The organism is Chryseobacterium sp. ISL-6 (assembly GCF_018613715.1).
Classification (GTDB): Bacteria; Bacteroidota; Bacteroidia; order Flavobacteriales; family Weeksellaceae; genus Chryseobacterium; species Chryseobacterium paludis.
The window spans coordinates 940,786-958,072 of sequence record NZ_JAGGPT010000001.1 but is presented as its reverse complement, the minus strand read 5'-3'; the positions used below and the strand labels follow the sequence as shown (position 1 = coordinate 958,072).

Annotated in this window: 15 protein-coding genes; 12 read left to right on the top strand and 3 right to left on the bottom strand. The window is 35.3% G+C overall.

Features of this window, described 5'->3' with window-relative positions:
• Positions 1–317 precede the first annotated feature (317 nt).
• The gene (locus tag J7E44_RS04300) at positions 318–455 is read left to right on the top strand and encodes a hypothetical protein (RefSeq protein ID WP_214825934.1); all 138 of its coding nucleotides are present in this window, start codon (positions 318–320) and stop codon (positions 453–455) included.
• A 948-nt stretch (positions 456–1,403) separates the two neighbouring features.
• Here the strand turns inward: J7E44_RS04300 and J7E44_RS04295 are convergent.
• A complete protein-coding gene (locus J7E44_RS04295; RefSeq protein WP_214825933.1) occupies positions 1,404–1,565 on the bottom strand; it encodes a hypothetical protein in 162 nt (53 codons plus the stop codon).
• 122 nt (positions 1,566–1,687) lie between these two features.
• Positions 1,688–2,176 carry a hypothetical protein gene (locus tag J7E44_RS04290; RefSeq protein WP_214825932.1) on the bottom strand — a complete coding sequence of 163 codons (489 nt, stop codon included), beginning with the start codon at positions 2,174–2,176 and terminating at the stop codon, positions 1,688–1,690.
• Positions 2,177–2,640: 464 nt separating this feature from the next.
• Here J7E44_RS04290 and J7E44_RS04285 point away from each other — a divergent pair, with 464 nt between their 5' ends.
• The 10 genes from J7E44_RS04285 to J7E44_RS04240 all read left to right on the top strand — a co-directional run bounded on the left by J7E44_RS04285 (position 2,641) and on the right by J7E44_RS04240 (position 15,933).
• On the top strand, positions 2,641–3,657 hold the full coding sequence (locus J7E44_RS04285) for a terpene synthase family protein (RefSeq protein ID WP_214825930.1): 1,017 nt from the start codon (positions 2,641–2,643) through the stop codon (positions 3,655–3,657).
• 59 nt (positions 3,658–3,716) lie between these two features.
• Positions 3,717–4,703 carry a terpene synthase family protein gene (locus J7E44_RS04280; RefSeq protein ID WP_214825928.1) on the top strand — a complete coding sequence of 329 codons (987 nt, stop codon included), beginning with the start codon at positions 3,717–3,719 and terminating at the stop codon, positions 4,701–4,703.
• Between the two features lie 617 nt (positions 4,704–5,320).
• On the top strand, positions 5,321–6,166 hold the full coding sequence (locus J7E44_RS04275; RefSeq protein ID WP_214825926.1) for a helix-turn-helix domain-containing protein: 846 nt from the start codon (positions 5,321–5,323) through the stop codon (positions 6,164–6,166).
• A 112-nt stretch (positions 6,167–6,278) separates the two neighbouring features.
• Positions 6,279–7,100, top strand: coding sequence for an MBL fold metallo-hydrolase (locus J7E44_RS04270; RefSeq protein ID WP_214825924.1), 822 nt, complete (start codon positions 6,279–6,281; stop codon positions 7,098–7,100).
• Positions 7,101–7,335: 235 nt separating this feature from the next.
• On the top strand, positions 7,336–8,583 hold the full coding sequence (locus J7E44_RS04265; RefSeq protein ID WP_251040470.1) for an epoxide hydrolase family protein: 1,248 nt from the start codon (positions 7,336–7,338) through the stop codon (positions 8,581–8,583).
• A 312-nt stretch (positions 8,584–8,895) separates the two neighbouring features.
• On the top strand, positions 8,896–11,400 hold the full coding sequence (locus J7E44_RS04260; protein WP_214825922.1) for a PIG-L family deacetylase: 2,505 nt from the start codon (positions 8,896–8,898) through the stop codon (positions 11,398–11,400).
• A gap of 100 nt (positions 11,401–11,500) precedes the next feature.
• Complete coding sequence (locus J7E44_RS04255; protein ID WP_214825921.1) at positions 11,501–13,192, top strand: sodium:solute symporter family protein; 1,692 nt, start codon at positions 11,501–11,503, stop codon at positions 13,190–13,192.
• Between the two features lie 21 nt (positions 13,193–13,213).
• Entirely contained in the window at positions 13,214–13,732 is a 519-nt protein-coding gene (locus J7E44_RS04250) for a DUF2911 domain-containing protein (protein ID WP_214825920.1), read from the top strand.
• A 241-nt stretch (positions 13,733–13,973) separates the two neighbouring features.
• Positions 13,974–14,576: a hypothetical protein gene (locus J7E44_RS04245; RefSeq protein ID WP_214825919.1), complete on the top strand. Its 603-nt coding sequence runs from the start codon at positions 13,974–13,976 to the stop codon at positions 14,574–14,576.
• A 775-nt stretch (positions 14,577–15,351) separates the two neighbouring features.
• Positions 15,352–15,933, top strand: coding sequence for a Crp/Fnr family transcriptional regulator (locus tag J7E44_RS04240; protein ID WP_214825918.1), 582 nt, complete (start codon positions 15,352–15,354; stop codon positions 15,931–15,933).
• 23 nt (positions 15,934–15,956) lie between these two features.
• Here the strand turns inward: J7E44_RS04240 and J7E44_RS04235 are convergent, their stop codons facing one another.
• The gene (locus J7E44_RS04235; protein ID WP_214825917.1) at positions 15,957–16,331 is read right to left on the bottom strand and encodes a hypothetical protein; all 375 of its coding nucleotides are present in this window, start codon (positions 16,329–16,331) and stop codon (positions 15,957–15,959) included.
• A gap of 151 nt (positions 16,332–16,482) precedes the next feature.
• On the opposite strand from J7E44_RS04235, the gene J7E44_RS04230 reads away from it, so the two are divergent.
• Positions 16,483–17,235, top strand: a complete 753-nt coding sequence (locus J7E44_RS04230; protein ID WP_214825915.1) for an SDR family oxidoreductase — start codon at positions 16,483–16,485, stop codon at positions 17,233–17,235.
• The last annotated feature ends 52 nt before the right edge of the window (positions 17,236–17,287 follow it).

Here is a 17,287-nt window from a genome sequence, read left to right as displayed (position 1 = left end):
GCCGAGCTTCTTTGTTGAGATAAAATCTCAGTTTGAAAATGTTTTTTTCATGGTTTTTAGAATCATACCAAATATAATAAAATATTTTCACTATTGAGTGTTATATTTACTTAAAATTGCATATAATTCATTATTTATTAATTAAATGTAACATATTGTTAAAATTAGCGGTTACCATAGGAGTGTCTTTAACTAATGTTTACAGACATTAGCCTGTCACCTGGTTACTTTTTTCAATGAGGTACAATCTGTATTAAAAGACGAGGCCACCGACAGTATTTATTACAATATTGTAAGTACTCCAACATGAGAATCAGATGTCTCTGAAAGAAGCCTGCCTTGAAGATCTTCGCCTTCATAATGAAGACCTGAAAGAGTTTATAGAAGTTTTTATGGTAAGAATGACGTTTATTTTATACAATTCGATTTATGATTCGGTGAAGAACCGGGAGTAACAAAAATCCATTAAAATAAACTATTTGACATCTATAATTCAAATTTATGAAAAAAGAAAAAAAATTTAAAATTCATCCAAAAGATTTTTTTCCTGTAAGTAATGGAACATTATGTAATGTTCCTGGATAATACTTTGCTCGAGATGTAAACAACTGTCAGGTTTAATTTCATCATAGTTAATATTTTGATTTAGTAGAACAATTATTCAATGTTATTTAGGAGGGTGAGAAGAGGTATTAAGTGTTCGACAGAGGACTCTCTCAGTCCGCTATAAGTGAGAGTATACTCAAACAAATGCTTAAAAAAGCTAATAAAGCCTGCAATTTTAAAAAATTGCAGGCTTTTTTTTGAGGAAATCCCAAAAATTGCAAAAGCCTCATAATTTATAGCTGTAGTTGGATTCACTTCTTTAGTGATGAAAGAAAATTTTTAGAATCATTTGGAACAAGCTCTGATATGTTTACAACGGTAAAAGAGCAAGTAGAAATTTTAGATGAAATGCTACATTTCAATGATGTTGCAAAAACTGAATATGCGAAAATAGTTGCTAATTATTATGAGAGAATTTAATTTTTGATTAACTGTAGTCTAAAATTTTGACCCAAGTCGTGAAGTGGTGTAATTTTCACTTCATTAGTTAAGATATTAATATACAAACAATCAATAATTAACAAATAAGCCACCTACAGGGTAGCTTATTTAGCTACAGGTAATGTGACAAGAAGGAGTAAGAGAAAGATGTGTTACGAGAGAGTGTTAGCGCGATGAAATTAGAAGCCATGTACATTGGACAAGTGGAGGATCCAGAGTGTTGAGGTAAATGGTCAGAAGTTAGTGAGATTAATAATGTCGTATGGACGAACGGAATAAAAGAAAAAGGTGTAACGTTTTAGCTACACCTTTATATTGTTTATTTACTCTTTGAAGATATAAAATAATTCAATTTATTACTCCTCATTTTTTGGCTTAAAGCTTCTACCTGCTCCTTGTCTTAGGAATGTAATTTTCCCTTGTGTTTGCTTAGCTTTTTCAAGAACTTCCAAAGCTCTTGTTCGTTCGTTCATTTTTCCTGCATGTGTTATGCTGTGCTGACTTTCACTTTTTTTCATATATCAATATAGTGAAAATAATTGACAAAAACAAATATTAAATACTCCGGCTTACAGGCAGCGGTTGGTTGCTGATTTTCGGAATTAATTTATTGTGTTAAATCTCTTGTTAGTTGAAATAACTAAGGTTTAACAAGCATTGCATAGCTGATTGGATAATTTTCTTTTTCCACACTGAGAAGAATGCCTCTTCGTTTACTACTGAACTGCGAATAATGAAGAGAAATTGTATCACCGACTTCAACAGGGTATGTGATATTTGCATACGTGACATCAAATCTCTCCGGACCGAAAAAAAAGATCATTTCCTCTCCAGGAGGCTCCTTTCGGGTGATTTTACCTGTTAATACAGTTTTTTGATTATTTAATGAGACTTCATGTTTATTAATACTGTAAAAAGCAGAAATATTATAGGCAAGGACGACAGCAAGGAAAATGAGAAAATACACTAATCCCCAAAAATAAATTAAGACTAACAGCGGCAGTAACAGAACATTTATCTGGTAATGATTTTTTATCGTCTTTTCAATTACTAGTTTGTCTTTTTCCGTTAAAGGCAGAAGAACAGTGGTGTATAAATTATTTGCGTTTTCGTAAAGCTGATCATGCATAATGTAATTGCCAGTTTAGTTTATTAAAATTAATTATTTTTCGATCACCCATCTTTTTTTATTCTGATTTTAAACAAAAAAGCTGATGCGGGACTTGGTGGGTTAAATTGGATCTATATAAAAATAATAATTGAAAAAATATCTACCAAATATCCAAAGTTTGATTTATTCATAGTAGAAAACTATAAAGCAAATTAATAAAGCCCCGTTGCAGGACTTTAAATCTAGAACTCTTCTTTCAAAGTTTTTTAGCTAAAAAAAGATGCGAAAATCACTAAAAACAAGCAAATACATTTAAAATTTTATACTACAATTACATTTATTATGTGTACGTAATCATGCATTAATAATGTAATATTAGAATATAATGATGTTAAATATCAATATTATGTGAAATAAATTACTTGTGTAATTAAATTTAATTATATATTAGTCTCAAACTAAAAACCAAAAAACATCACAAAATGAGCACTGAAAATTTCAGTACCCTTGAACTGCTACGCAAACAGTTCAGGTACCCCTTCCCTACATTAAAAAACCCCAACGCCGAACAGTTACAGGAACTTACAGAAAATCAATGGATTGACGGGGAGTATCTGTGGCTTTATCAGCAGAACCCTGATCTTCGGAAAAAGTACAAAAAAACGAAAACGGCACATATTGCTGCTCAATGGTTTCCTACCGCATCTCCAGACCGGTTTAAACCCATATGCCGGCTAATGCTATGGACGTTGTACAATGATGATCTTTACGAAGAAAGCGAGCCCGATGACATAGGACATGTGCATGCCCAATCGATTGCGATACTGAACGGTGAGATAACCGCCGAAGATTCAGGAATACCTTTAGGTCCTATGCTGGCATCATTAAGAGAGGAACTTTTACAGTTTATTCCACAGGAATCAGTTTTCCGCTTCACAAAAATGATCAGCAGGTATTTTAATGGATTAGAAGCTGAGCTAAGGTATAAGAAAAACAAAACCTATCCCACGGTAACGGAATGTATTGCTCTGCGTGAAAATTCAATCTGCCTATATCCCTTTCTCCAGCTTACAGAAATAGAAACGGGTGTTGTTCTGCCCCCAGAAATACATGAGCATCCGGTGATCATTCGCTTACAGACATTGGCGTGTCACCTGGTTACTTTTTTCAATGAAGTACAATCTGTATTAAAAGACGAGGCCACCGACAGTATTTATTACAATATTGTAAAAGTACTCCAACATGAGAATCAGATGTCTCTGAAAGAAGCGTGCCTCGAGGATCTTCGCCTTCATAATGAAGACCTGAAAGAGTTTATAGCACTTCAGTCCTCCCTTCCTGATTTTGGAATATGGCAAGACGCTGTTGTCAACTGGGTGCATTACATGAGTATGGTTCTGAGTGGATGGAAAAACATCTCTACGAAGCTGGATCGTTATAACGGAATGGAATTTCCAGATGCAGCTGAACTCAAAGAAAAACTGAACCAGATGCGATAAGCCGACAAGAATAAACCAGGACCATTCTATGATATTACAAAAATTAAAACTTAAACAAAATGAAACCCGAAGAATATAATTCAAAAGATTACCTGCCTCTTGGCCATTATCCCTGGCCTGATCTTATCAATCCTCATGCAGAACAAATGGGGAAAGATATGGATGGATGGATTGATAATGACTATACTTTTCTGACAGAAAAACAGCGGAAAATATACAAAAAAATGAAGCTCCATATGTGTACTGCACGTATGTGGCCTGATTTAACCTATGAGCAGAGTATTCCCTGTAATAGGTTCATGCTCCAGTATGTCGCTCTTGATGATCAGGTGGAGCATTCTTCCCTAGAGGAAATCCAACAGTTACGGATTCGTTGTGTAGATATTCTTAAGGGAGCGCAACCAAGGCAGGAAGAAAATGCACTCTATCAACATATGGCTTTGATAAGGGATGAATTCCGTGCATTGATGCCTGATATGTGGGTTGAGCGTTTTATTTACTATTTCTATCAATCCTTCAGATACGGAATCGAATTGGAATATCCTTACAAAATAGCGCAGCGTCCACCGTCTCTCACTCTTTTCAAAACCATTCGTGAGTATTCTGTTCTTATGCGTCCATATCTGATTTTTGGTGAAATTGAATCGGGACTTGTACTGCCAGAACATATTTTTGAGCATATTGTCTTTCAAAAGATGATATCTCATATGACCCTAGTTGTCGCTTGGCAAAACGACATTCATTCCCTACCAAAAGAAATGGCGAAGGGAACGGAAGTTTTTAACCTGGTTTTTGTACTGCAACAAGAATATAATTTTTCACTGGAGGATGCCTGTGCAGAGGCATTTCGTATTCATAATGAAGAATTGGCAGCTGCACTCGCCTTACATGCTGAGTATCGTGAGTTTGGTGAATATCAGGAGTATGTAGATAAATTTGTTTATTATGCAGGAGTTGGTCTGCAGGGTGTAAATTCTTTTTATTTGGAGACAGAAAGATACCAGCATGGAGGAGTAGGCTTTGCCTGGCCTGAAATTAATAAATAATATAAACTTAAATACTTAATTTACACTATAACCTCTTTTTCCCTTAGTGTCTGAAAGGACAATAGGGGTGATCAAACAGTATCCAAAGCTTAGAGATGTATATCTAAGTTTTGGATTTTATTGGTAAGAATGATGTTTATTTTATACAATTCGATTTAACAAAAATCCATTAAAATAACTATTTGACATCTATAATTCAAATTTATGAAAAAAGGAAAAAATTTTAAAATTCATCCAAAAGATTTTTTTCCTGTAAGTAATGGAACATTATGTAATGTTCCTGGATAATACTTTGGTCGAGATGTAAACAACGGTCAGGTTTAATTTCATCATAGTTAAATAATTCAAGAGCAATTTTAGTTTATATCTTTGTCAAGTATACTGTACATGGGAGTGATTTTGAAATGATTATGTTTTGCAATACAAATTACGACATCCCTTTCTTATTTGAAGAATAAGTTTAAATCACTTCATATTCAATTTTCATTTTTAATATATTTGTTAAAACTTTAGTTTATGAAAAGGTATGTAAAATGTAATCATGGAAGTTTTTTTAAGGACAAAACAATTACCTTAGGATATCTGGCGCTTTCAAAAGCGGAGCTATATATTTAACCATGGTTTTCGAAAATGACTCGAAGGAGTTTCTCAGTCTTACTGAACTTGATAGTGAAAATCAGGATAGTGTTTTTCATGCTCAGAAAATGGACAAGACTTTTATCTGGAATACGGCAGACAGTTTAGCAATAACCATTGATAATGTTCCCTATCAATTTTCAAGAAATGAGATTATCTTTTTAACTGAATTTCACAAAATTGATCATGTACAACTCTTTAGCGCCCGCATGATTAGGTTCAATAAATCTTTTTTTTGCATGATTGATCAGGATAGCCAAGTAGGGAGCAAAGGTCTGTTGTTTTATAGTACAACACACGTTCCAAGGTTGGTTTTAAATGAAAGTGAAGCCGAAGATTTTGAGATCTCATGGAAAATTTTCTGTAAAGAAATGCAAAAGGAAAATCTCCTGAAAAAAGAAATGTTGGAAACAATGCTTAAGAGAATGCTAATTCTCTCTGTTAGGATTTTAAGTAAATCCACTTATTTAAAAAGCTTGGAGAAAAAGCAATTGGATATCATCAGGGAATTTAACTATCTGGTCGATTCCTACTTTTTCAAACATCATGACGTTGCTTTTTATGCATCAAAATTAAACAAGTCACCAAAAACACTGGCCAATTTATTTTCAACGGTCTTAAAACGTACTCCTCGTGAAATTATTCATGATAGGATTATGATTCATGCCAGAAGGCAGATCAACTACAGCAATTCTTCAATCAAGGAAATTGCTTATCAATTAGGCTACAATGATATTCAGACATTTAGTCGGTTTTTTCGTAATAGAGAAGGTATATCTCCCATTCAATATCGTGATAAATTTGCATCGCAGCAGAAGTCCCACTAAAATTACTATAGTATTCCTCTTTACCCAGCGCAGGAAGAATTGCTAACTGTTAAGGAACATTTGCCTATCAATGGTCTCTTTTTTACTTGCACATTTGTCTTGTCAATAAAAAATGAGAAAAATTATGGATAATAAAGAAAAAGTTAGGATGCGTAGGCTGGGGTGGGCCGGGGTGGAAATCGAATGTGCAGGAGAAACACTTTTGATAGACTATGTTCAGGATATTTCGCCGTTGGCTGTGATACGCAATCCTGAGGAGCAATTTTTGGCATCTTCTAAAACTGGCGTGGCCTCAGTCGCGTTATTAACACATTTACACAGTGACCACGCAGATCCTAAAGCATTAAGTGTGGCACTTAGCAAAGATGCGATAGTTTTTAGGCCAATTGAGGCTAGAGGGAGCGATGCGGATATGGTATTGACGAAGGATGCCGAGATCGAACTTAAAAAATATGAGCTCAGGACTGAAATAGTCAGAGAGTGGGAAGAAAGAAAAGTCGGGCCATATCGGATTTTTTCGGTGCCTGCTGTTGATGGTTTCGGAGATCCTCAGTTGAGCTGGATTGTAGAGTTTGGAGGATTTAGAATTTTTCATGCCGGAGATACCTTGTATCATGGCTTTTGGTGGAAAATTTTTCACAGATTTGGTCCCTTCAATATTGCATTCCTACCGATAAATGCGCCAATTGTAGATTTTCCATCACTTAGGCCAATGAGTCCCGTTGAAGCTGTAATGACTCCGGAACAGGCTGCTGCAGCTGCAAATATCCTTAGAGCTGACTTTGTGGTTCCAATACATTATGGTACCATGCATCAACCACCTATCTATATCGAGACTCCACATGCATTAGAGCGATTGAGTGCCAGCTTAGCGGATCTAGATACAGGTATTATGATTAAAGAACCTGGTGATTGGTTTGAACTTTTAAAATAATCAGAAAATGCCTCAAGGTAGCCCAGTTGATTCTTGAAGCTGCAAAATCATCCGAATAAATTGACCCAGGGACTATTCAATAGGTATGTAAACTTTAAAAATTGGGGATCAAATTAAAGTTCAGATTATCAATTTTTTATCAAGTAATCATTGGGGATTTCTAATTGACACCGCTACGGCTTTTAGGGGAAGGGTTACGGTTGAAAACTAGCAATTTCTGATTAAATTTATAACAATGAATCTTCTAACCAGACGAGAATTAATTAAAAAGAGCAGTTTAGCTTTAATGGGTATTTCGTTACCTTTAATCACAAAAATAAATCATTCATTTATGGAGATGCCAACACCTAGCAATATGATTAAACCATTTTCAGTCAAGGTTCCACAACAAGTTCTGGACGATCTAAAATTAAGGTTAAATCTAACCAGATGGCCTGATCAGATAACAGGATCCGATTGGAATTATGGTACTGATCTTTCTTATTTGAAAGAATTGACAACATATTGGCAGGAAACATTTGACTGGCGAAAAGTTGAAACTGAAATCAATTCTTATCCCAATTTCATGGCTGATATTGATGGATATCAGATTCATTTTATGCATATTAAAGGAAAGGGTAAACGATCAGTACCATTGATAATTACCCATGGATGGCCAGGATCATTTCTGGAAATGATGAAACTTATACCTCTATTGACTGAAGATCCTTATTTTTCTTTTGACTTAGTTATCCCGTCTGTTCCGGGATTTGGCTTTTCTGGTAAAATTACTGATCCCGGTTGCAACAGTGAGTTTGTTGCCGACATTTGGCATCAGTTAATGATGGAACTTGGGTATCAACGTTATGGAGCACAAGGTGGTGATATAGGTTCTGGGATCAGCACATGGTTGTCTTTAAAATATCCATCTCATATTATTGGTTTGCACCTCAACTATATCTCTGGTTCTTATAAGCCCTATATAGCAGATGGTGAACAGCTTTCTGAAGAAGTATTAGCTTTTCAGAAGACCGCAGCTGATTGGTCTGCCAGGGAAGGGGCATATGCTTATATACATGCTACGAAACCACTGACAGTTGCATACGGGCTAAATGATTCTCCTGTTGGATTATGTGCATGGATCATTGAAAAATTTAAGGGCTGGAGTGATAATAATGGAAATATTGAAAATAGTTTTACCAAAGATGAGCTGCTTGCCAATATCACGTTATACTGGATAACACAAACCATACATTCCTCTATGCGGATTTATAAAGAAAACAGCAAAAAACCACTAGTATTTAAAAAGAATGAGTTCGTAACGATACCAGTTGGCTTTGCTAAATTTCCAAAAGAATTGCCCACTCCACCCCGGTCATATATTGAAAGAGGTTTTAATATCCGATCTTGGACAACAATGTTTGCTGGTGGGCACTTTGCTGCAGTGGAACAACCGGAATTACTTTCTGAAGATATTACAGATTTTTTCTCAAAATTGAGCTAAACAACGTAATAAAAGATTTTGTAACAATAACTGTATGTTATCAAAAGCAAAAACAAATTTTAGCTTATAGCTTTAGATCGCGAAACATATTGTAACCCTTAAAACGTTAATTATTGTTAGAGTAAAGGTACGGGCTGAATTTCTTTCTTAAAAGTTCCAAAACAAATTACAATTGAAAAAGTTGATTTACATTAGAATCAGCGTGGATGGAGTATCGAAAAAATCTCCCACAAAAAGAAAATGAGAAGCTCTTAGATGTTAAGGTTGAAAGAAAGATGATTTACTTATATTTGCCCTGCAAAGCAAATTAAAATGTTCAAAAAAGTAAGCACTGTATTTATTCTTGGCTTTTATACGATTTTTTGTTCGGCCCAACAGGTTCGGCCTTCAAAATCATCTGAAATTTACCGCGAACTTAAGACACTTAAACACTTACCTAAAGTTTTATATCTTGCTGCTCATCCCGATGATGAAAATACAGGATTACTCTCCTGGCTAATAAACGACCAAAATGTAGAAACGGGCTATTTGTCTTTAACCAGAGGTGATGGTGGTCAGAATTTATTAGGCACAGAGCAGGGTGCTGCATTGGGTTTAATCAGAACGCATGAGCTCTTGGAAGCAAGAAAGTTAGACGGCGCCCAACAGTTTTTTACCCGGGCGATTGATTTCGGGTTCTCTAAAAATACTACTGATACCTTTAAACAATGGGATGCAGACAGCATTACAGCGGATGTAGTTTGGGCAATCCGCAAATTCCGTCCTGATGTTATCATTTGTCGTTTTCCACCTACTGCAGCGGCAGGCCACGGACAACATGCGGCTTCGGCTGTGGTTGCAGAAAAAGCTTTTAAGCTGGCAGGCGATAAAACTGCTTTTCCAGATCAACTAAAATATGTTAATGTATGGCAACCCAAACGCGTATTATGGAATACTTTCCGCTTTGGTGCAGTCAATACGACAGCTGAAAATCAACTGAAAGTTACCGTTGGGCAATATGATGCGCAACTGGGAATGGGCTATGGTGAATTGGCAGGATTAAGCAGAAGTTTACATAAAAGCCAGGGTGCAGGAACACAGTCTGTGGCCGGGACCAGAACCGAATATTTTACTCACGTTATTGGTGAACCTGCAAAAGCAACACTTTTTGATGGGGTAGTTAAAACATGGACCACAAAGGGAAACGCTGATATTGACCAATCATTAGATAAAATTATTTCCGCTTTCAATTTCAACGAGCCAGACCTTAGCTTACCTGCTTTGCTTGTTTTACGAAAAAAGTTTATGGCGCTAAATGATATAGACCTAAAAAAGGATAAAATTAAAGCACTCGATAATATCATTTTAAGCTGCGTGGGCTTCATGGGTGAGGCAGTTACCAATCAAGCTGAAGCTGTTGCCGGAGATCACTACAATTTTAAGTTGAATCTGATTTCAAGAACTTTAAATCCTGTTATTTTAGAAGATGTAAAATGGTTAAGTAAGTCAGAAAGCTTCAATAGAAAACTATCAAAAGATTCTTTAATTACTATTGAACATAAAATTCAGATTCCTGCTGATGCAGCACTCACAGAACCTTACTGGTTGGAAAGACCAGCCACGAATGCGGCAACTTTCTCTGTTACAAATGATACTTTAATCGGTTTACCTGAGGCAGAATCACCACTGAATATCTTACTTGGTTTAAGAATAGGTTCGGACAAGTTTCAGGTTAAACTTCCTTTATCTTTCAAGAAATTAGACCCTGTGCGCGGTGATGTGGTCGAAGCCTTACGCATTGTTCCTGCACTGGAACTGAAATTTACACAACCCCTTTATTTGGTCAAAGAAAATGAAGATTTACATTTGAGTTTAAATTTTAAGGTTAATTCTAACAAACAATACAGTAACGGTAATCTGAACCTGATGTATAACGGAGAACGGTTAGGCGGCACTGATGTAAGTTCAATCAATGGAAAAGATACTACCGTCGATTACGTTATTCCAAAAACTAAGCTTGCCTCAATACATTCGGATCGTTTTCAACTGGATGCAAATTATGTTGCAGATGGAGTAACTTATAATAAAAAAAAGGTGTTAATTCAATACCCGCATTTACCGTCATTACAATATTTTGCGCCTGCAACTGTAATCGTAATGAAAGGCGATATTCAGTCGAAAGTTAGAAAAGTTGGTTACATAGAAGGTGCAGGCGATTTCATTCCTGAGTTCCTACGCATTGCAGGTATTCAGGTAGAAGTCCTGAAAGACGAAGATTTTTATGGAAACCTAGATGAATCTGGCGGAAAAGTTAATCAAAACAAGCTATTGCAATATGATGCAATCATACTTGGTGTTCGTGCCAATAACACAGAGAAGAAGTTGGGTCGCTGGATGCCTTTTTTATGGTCTTATGTAAAAGGCGGGGGTAATTTGGTAATGCAGTATAACACCAATCAGGATACAGCAGTTGATAAATTGGGGATGTACAATTTCAGCATTACAAATAAGAGGGTTACCGAAGAAAATGCTGCGGTTACGTTTTTAAATCCCAATCATAAATTACTGAACTTTCCGAACAAAATTACTGCGGATGATTTTAATGGTTGGGTACAGGAGCGTGGCGCCTATTTCCCTGCTCAATGGGATTCGGCTTATGAACCGCTTTTTGAAATGCACGATTCAGATGAAGAGCCTCTGCAGGGATCAACTTTATATGCTAAGTATGGTAAGGGTAATTTTATTTATACACCTTTGGCATTTTTCAGACAGTTGCCTGCGGGAAATGTTGGTGCGGCACGTTTATTTTTAAACTTTTTATCTGCACAGAAAAACTGATGAACAAACAACTTAAAAATTGGAATACCTGGTACATATTATTAGCAATTGCATTAGTATTTCAGATCGCATTTTATTATTTGTTTACTAAATTCTGGGCATGAGTAATATAGATTGGACCGTTCTCATTTTTACACTTGTTGCTGTGGTTGTTTACGGCGTATTTATCGGTCGTGGACAAAAAAGCAATGAATCATACCTGAAAGCAGATAATAAAATGCCTTGGTACATTGTGCTTATAGGTATTATGGCCACGCAGGCAAGTGCAATTACTTTTCTTTCAGCACCGGGTCAGGCTTATACAGACGGAATGCGTTTCGTTCAGTATTACTTTGGTTTGCCTTTGGCGATGATTGTTATCTGTATCACTTTCATCCCGATTTTTCAGCGTTTAAATGTTTACACGGCCTATGAATATTTAGAAAACCGTTTTGACAAAAAAACAAGGGTACTTACTTCACTACTTTTTCTTTTTTCCAGAGGTTTATCAACAGGAATCAGCATTTACGCTCCGAGTATCATCTTATCAAGCGTTTTAAACTGGAATATTTATTTAACCAATGTTTTAACAGGTGGTATTCTGATGATTTACACCTATGTTGGTGGTGCAAAAGCTATCGCTCACACCCAAAAATTACAGTTTCTTATTATTCTGGGAACAATGGCTTTTGCAGGTTATTTGCTTATCCAAAATATGCCGAATGGAGTTGGTTTTAAGGATGCACTTTATCTGGCTGGGAAATCAGGAAAGCTGAATGTAATCACCACAGAATTTGATTGGAAAGATAAATACAATATTTGGAGCGGGTTAATTGGCGGTTTTTTCCTGGCACTTTCTTACTTCGGTACTGACCAGAGTCAGGTCGGGAGGTATATTACAGCGAAAGACAATACCAATGCAAAAATGGGCTTGCTGTTGAATGGATTGGTTAAAATTCCGATGCAATTTGCTATTCTCCTGATCGGAGCTTTGCTTTTCGCTTTCTTTTCTCTAAAACCGGCTCCGATTTATTTTAACGAACGTTCTTACCAATATTTAAAGGAAACAAAACCTGAACAGGCACATGTCTTTGAAAAAGAGCATCAGAATTTGCAAATAAAATTTAATGCAGAATCGAAAGAAATTCTAAGGTTGAAAGAAACTCATTCTCCCCAACTCACAAAAACAATTCAGGATTTTAAAAATACACAAACCCAGGTAAAAGCACTTCACGGCAGAGTAGAAGAAGCGATCAATAATTCAAACTATAATGCGGAGAAAACGGATACAAATTACATTTTCCTGTATTTCGTAAAAAATACCTTGCCTGTAGGGATGATTGGTTTATTATTTGCCGTTATTTTTCTGGCCAGTTGGGGTTCAATTTCGGCAGCGCTGAATTCTCTTGCCGCTTGCTCATTAAAAGATGTTCATTTAATATTTAGTAAAGAAATTCCTGATGAGAAAACCGAATTGAAGTACAGTCGCCTGCACACTTTAGCTTGGGGTATTTTCTCAATCGGCGTAGCCATGTTTGCAACTCAAATGGGTTCCCTTATTGAAGCGGTTAATGTATTAGGTTCTCTTTTCTACGGCCCGATATTGGGGATTTTTCTTGTCGCTTTTTACTATAAAAAAATTACCGGTTCAAATGTATTTATTTCTGCAATTTTATCAGAAATCGCGGTTATTGCCGTTTATCAGCTCGATATCGTTTCTTTCCTTTGGCTTAATGTAATTGGGGCAGCGGCAGTAATTATATTTTCTGCAATCGGGTTATTGTTTTATAAGCCGAAAGCAGTAAATTCGTAAGCACAAACAAACAAAAATATTATGAAAACAATGATTAAATCTGTCACCGTACTTTTTGCTGCAATGACGCTTTCAGTGAATGCCTTTGCACAGGATACTAAAAAACCTGCCAGCCCTCCGGCTACTGCTACGGGAAAAATTAAAGATGCAACCATTACCATAGCCTATAGCAGTCCTTCTGTTAAAGGACGTACAATTTGGGGTGGTTTAGAAGCTTATAATAAAGTTTGGCGTGCTGGTGCCAATGAAGCAACAACTTTCGAAACAGATAAAAATATTACCGTTCAGGGTAAACCGCTGCCTGCAGGTAAGTATAGCTTTTTCCTGATCCCTAAAGAAGGCGGAACCTGGACTGCGATTTTTAATAAAGAGCCAAAACAATGGGGAGCTTATAAGTACGAAGAAGCAAAAGATGCTCTACGTGTTGATGTAAAAACAAAAGCTTTACCAGCAACACAGGAAACTTTAGTTTATAAAATAAATAGTAATGGATTCACAATGGATTGGGATAAAATCTCAGTTCCTGTAGAGATCAAATAAATCTAAATATGACAAATTAAAATCCCGTTAATCCGGGATTTTTTTGTTTAAAATTTTGATATTGTATCAAAGATTACGATTCTTGTGAAAGAGTACCAATATTAAAATTAGATGAGGTGCCACCCTATGTTTATTTTAAATTATTTTTGAAATATCCATTATCTTTCTTAAAATAAAACATGATCATTATTTAGAATCAGATCTATCAAAATAAATTATGATTTTTCTTAATAAGCGAACGTTGCTAAAGAGAAAATTCCATAATATTAATCAGGGAATTAGCGCTGGCTATGAAGAAAATAAAGCAGACTATAAGTATTATAAGATACCCAAAAACATCAATACCAAAAACCAAATTAATATGACATCTAAAACATTATTTATAACAGCAGTAATTGCAGGAACATTATCAACAGCCACCTCATGCTCATATTTTGAAAGTGGTAAAAACCTTGAAAAAGGAACACCAATGGAATCGTCGAAGACGGCAGTACAAAAAATTTTAGCTGATAAAGAGACGAATGAAGGGAAACGTTTTTCTATCACGGGCTATTTGAATTATTCTGCAGGAATGACTGTTTATGTTGACAGACCCCAATCAGTATATGTAAATACAGCACCGGGTGATGACGGAGAAACTATTACTCCAATAGAGCTGAAGTGGGCAGAAAATGGAAATAACAGCGTTTTTGTCCCTGAAGATGCGGGACGGGGATCGGATAAAACAATATTTTATGATAATGAAGGAAAACCACTAACAACGAATGATAAGGTAGAAGTATCATTTGAGGTTGATAAAGCATCAATTTATCCAGTTAAAATAAGAGTAGATAAAGTAAAATAATACAGAGAGCGAGCTGCAGCGTTTAATGAATTTTTTATAATAAATAAACTGAAATAAGTGAAAAAAGTAGAGCAATTGTAGCTGAAGAACCTGATAACACATCACTAAATTTAAAATTATTATGCAGGTAAATTATTTTATACTCATATTTACAGGTCTTTTTTTAATGGGCACATACATTAATTACAGGTATACTCAAAAGAAAGGGATGGTATTCAGGTACAAACCTGTTTTTTTAATTATTGTAGTTATTTTATTTTTGGTTTCCTTGTATGGAATTATTTTTGGAAAGCCATATAATGAAATTCTACCTTTTATAAGGTAAAAACAAATTACTTTTGAGTATACTTGAAGAGGATCACAAATTGGATTAACCTATTCTGGCTGAATAATTATAAACCAGACTAATTCATTAGGAATGAATTAAATTAAATAATTTTATGGTCAATTATACGAGGTCTTGTGATTTCATTGACTGTGAATGTCACGATTTATTATCACTCTAAGCAAAAGAAGTAATACACCATTAATAGACAAGAGAGCCTACCAACATAGGCTCTCTTATTTTGTATATTGCTAGGCTTTCAATAGAAAACATGATAACTATAACTCAGTATTAGTGGCTTATTATCACCATTTTCTGCATCTAATGTGAATAATTTAATTTAAATTCAAAGAATATGTTTTTTAAAAATTAATTTTGTTAGTACTATTTATAAAGTCTAAAATATCCCAAAAGCTAACAGTGATTATAACTTCAAACTTCAACAAGATTATGACCAAAAAATTAATAAGCCATTTTAGAAAGTATGTTGAAATAGACCCTAACGATGAGCCTTTAATTTTATCATATTTCGAACCTTTAGTTTTTGCAAAAAAGGAAAATTTAACACCTGACAATTCTCAATGCAAGTTTCATTATTTTGTAGAAAATGGGTGTCTGCGTATGTTTTTTATTTGCGATAAAGGTATTGAACAAACTATTCAATTTGCGATCGAGAACTGGTGGATTACTGATTATCTCGCGTTTGAAAAACAAGCTCAAACAGAATTTATTATACAAGCGGTTGAAAAAACAGAGGTTTTAGCAATTAGTTATAAAAATCAGGAAAAACTTCTCAAGAAGTACCCTCAGCTTGAACACTATTTCAGACTGATTTACCAGAGAGCTTATGCTGCAACCCAACATCGCTCTAAATATTTGCATACTCTTTCCAGTGAACAACTTTATCATCTTTTTAATAATAAATTCCCAGAATTTACCAGGAGAGTTCCTCAACATATCCTTGCATCCTACCTTAATATGACCCCTGAGTACCTAAGCGAGATAAAAGCGAAGAAGCGTTCTACCTCTTAAACTCAAATTTTGGTAAGACATATTTAATTAATTACAAGATAGGATTCTTTGACCACCTGCCATCTTTCTGATGAATATTCCCAAATCAATGTAAAGAATTTAGGGTCAAATTTTCCATTCAATTCCAAATCGCGGGTCATCACTACCATACCCATATTACCATCACAAACAGCATAGTGAATTTCTGCCTTGGTTGAGAAGGGGGTAACTTTTGCATCGCTGTTGCTTTGAACAAAACCAACAAGCTGTTCTTTGTTCATAGTATCTACCGTTCCATTCTTTTCAACCTTTACAATCAGTAAATTCTCCGCATAGATTTGCTTTACATAAGATACATTGAAATGTGTTGCTTCATAAATTAGTTCTCTTGTTAGTTTAATTAAATTTTCGCTGTTCATTTTTTTAAATTTTTTTAATTGATACAAATGTTATGATATACTTGGATACAAAAGTGAAAATAGTTCCATTGTAAAATCTTAAACTGGTTTAAGATTATACTTTTTTTTTATCCTCAATTTTGTTTTTATTAATAGCTAAAACAAAAATCAAATGAAAATTGTAATTATTGGAGGTACCGGACTTATCGGTAGCCAAGTGGCAAACATGTTGAAAAATGAACACGAAGTAATTGCTGCCTCACCTAATACAGGAGTAAACACGATCACGGGAGAAGGTCTTGAAGAAGCCATTAAAAACGCGAATGTTGTCATTGATGTTTCTAACTCACCATCATTCGATGATGGTCCTGTAATGGATTTCTTTAAAACATCAAATCAAAATCTACTGCCTGTGGAAAAGAGGGCAGGGGTACAACATCACATTGCCTTGTCAGTTGTCGGAACGGATAAATTACAGGATAGCGGATATTTTCGTGCCAAGCAGATCCAGGAAAATTTAATCAAAGAATCTGGTATACCCTTTACTATTGTACATGCCACACAATTTTTTGAGTTTGCAGGCGGTATTGTTGCAATGAGCACATCCGAAGGAAAAGTTAAACTTTCGGATGCATTTATTCAACCCATTGCAAGTGCTGATGTTGCAACATTTCTTGTAAAAGTAGCAATAGAAACCCCAGCAAATAAGATTCTGGAAATTGGCGGCCCCGAACAGTTCAGAATTGATAAGTGGATAAAGCAGTATCTCTCATCAACAGAAAAGACTTTGGAGATTGAAACTAATAGTAATGCGCCATATTCAGGTGTTGTACTCGAAAGGAAAACACTTATTCCTCAGAATCCTGTGTATATAGGAACTAATGAATACAAAAATTGGATAGCTAAGCCCGAAAACAAACGTTGATATTTGCGACTGGTTAAAGACGTCTTTGTATCAGTGGAGAACTTGATAATTA